Origin of the sequence: Thalassobacterium maritimum (genome assembly GCF_031127805.1) — a bacterium.
Classification (GTDB): Bacteria; Verrucomicrobiota; Verrucomicrobiia; order Opitutales; family Coraliomargaritaceae; genus Thalassobacterium; species Thalassobacterium maritimum.
In genome coordinates, this window is sequence record NZ_JARXHW010000142.1 from 1 (window position 1) to 1,407 (window position 1,407).

Annotated in this window: 3 protein-coding genes; all 3 read left to right on the forward strand. The window is 53.4% G+C overall.

What is annotated here, in order from left to right; all coding sequences use genetic code 11:
- Nucleotides 1–430 precede the first annotated feature (430 nt).
- Nucleotides 431–649: a hypothetical protein gene (locus tag QEH52_RS19665; protein WP_308952665.1), complete on the forward strand. Its 219-nt coding sequence runs from the start codon at nucleotides 431–433 to the stop codon at nucleotides 647–649.
- Nucleotides 650–652: 3 nt separating this feature from the next.
- Complete coding sequence (locus QEH52_RS19670; protein ID WP_308952666.1) at nucleotides 653–955, forward strand: type II toxin-antitoxin system RelE/ParE family toxin; 303 nt, start codon at nucleotides 653–655, stop codon at nucleotides 953–955.
- A 109-nt stretch (nucleotides 956–1,064) separates the two neighbouring features.
- The coding region (locus QEH52_RS19675) for a transposase (RefSeq protein WP_308952667.1) at nucleotides 1,065–1,407 on the forward strand (343 nt) is incomplete at its 3' end.

The following is a 1,407-nucleotide window of genomic DNA, read 5'->3' on the forward strand; positions in this document are numbered from 1 at the left end:
CTCCACGCGTTTCAACCGGCTGCGTAAGGAACGCGGCCACGTATTCCAGAGGCGCTACAAGGCGATCCTGCTCGGATCGGAGCGGCCTCTGCTCGCACTGGTGGACTACGTCCACCTGAATCCGGTAAGGCCAAGATCGTCCGTGAGCTGCGCACCCACACGACGGCCGGCAACCCCTGGATTGCCAAGCGGCTGAGCATGGGACACCCTTGAAGGGTGACAAACCTGATCCGTGAGTATTCAAAATGAGAAAATATTTAAATTTTACGTTTGCCCCCCCTCGTATCTGCTTTGACCGGCAACCCCTAGGACAGGCCAAGTTCGACACTAGGCATTTTTACACCGAGGTGAGCATCAAGCAGCTATAGGAAGTCCACGCCGACGCATCTGGGCAAGCTAAAAGGAACTTGAAGAAACTACAGATATCGTCATGTTAAACAGCATGAACGCCGCCCAAGTTATCGAAGAAATCGACGCTTTGCCTGCCGAGGAGCAGTCCAAGGTAATCGCACACCTGCACCAAGTGCAGGAAGAGCGCTTCCATGAAGAGCAGGTGCTTATAGCCGAGCAGCGTCTTGAGGATCTCGACAATGGCTTAACGGACACCGTTTCGCATTACGAGGCGATGCGCATGATCCGGCAAGCTTAGGAGATGCAAATCCGGCACCTTAATGAAGCCGTTGCTGATGCTCAGCGGGAAGTGAAGTTTTGGCGTGAGCAGGAGCCTGGGCTTGAAAACGAGTTTGCAAGGAAACTGGATGCGGCGATCCAGACAATCAGCCTCTCTCCGAACGGCTACGTGAAAGTATCCCAAAAACGTGAGCTTCGCCGCTTCTACGAAAAGCGTTTCCACACGCATATCCTTTACGAGTATCTGGCAGACGAAGACCTGCTTCAGATCGTGCGCGTCTACAATGCCCGAATGAATCCAATCTGGTTTATTCCGAAGGGGTAGAAATTTATCTTCCTGCCCGCTTTGCCGTCTAGCTTTAGCGGCACCGGGCCAGGGAGGGGGCAAACGTAGAATATAAACATTGATTCTTCGAGCAGCGTCGGTTTTCCCTTTGTCATGGCTCGCAAACAGCGTATCGAGTACCCTTGGAGCGGTCTACTATGTGATCAGCCAGAGAAATTACCGCAAGGAGTCGTTCTTGAAGGCGAACACGGGTGAAGCGTTCGAAGGCTGCCTATTTAAAGCGGTGGAGCGCTGCGGGTGGAAGTTACACGCCTATGTGATTATGAGTAATCACTATCATTTGGCCTTGGAAACGCCGGAGCCAAACTTGGTCGAGGGGATGAAGTGGTTACAAAGCACTTTCTCCACGCGTTTCAACCGGCTGCGTAAGGAACGCGGCCACGTATTCCAGAGGCGCTACAAGGCGATCCTGCTCGGATCGGAGCGGCCTC

What these genes read in the sequence shown, in the direction of transcription:
- QEH52_RS19665 (WP_308952665.1), top strand. Translation starts at nt 431, where the DNA reads ATGTTAAACAGCATGAACGCCGCCCAAGTTATCGAAGAAATCGACGCT.
- QEH52_RS19670 (WP_308952666.1), top strand. Translation starts at nt 653, where the DNA reads ATGCAAATCCGGCACCTTAATGAAGCCGTTGCTGATGCTCAGCGGGAA.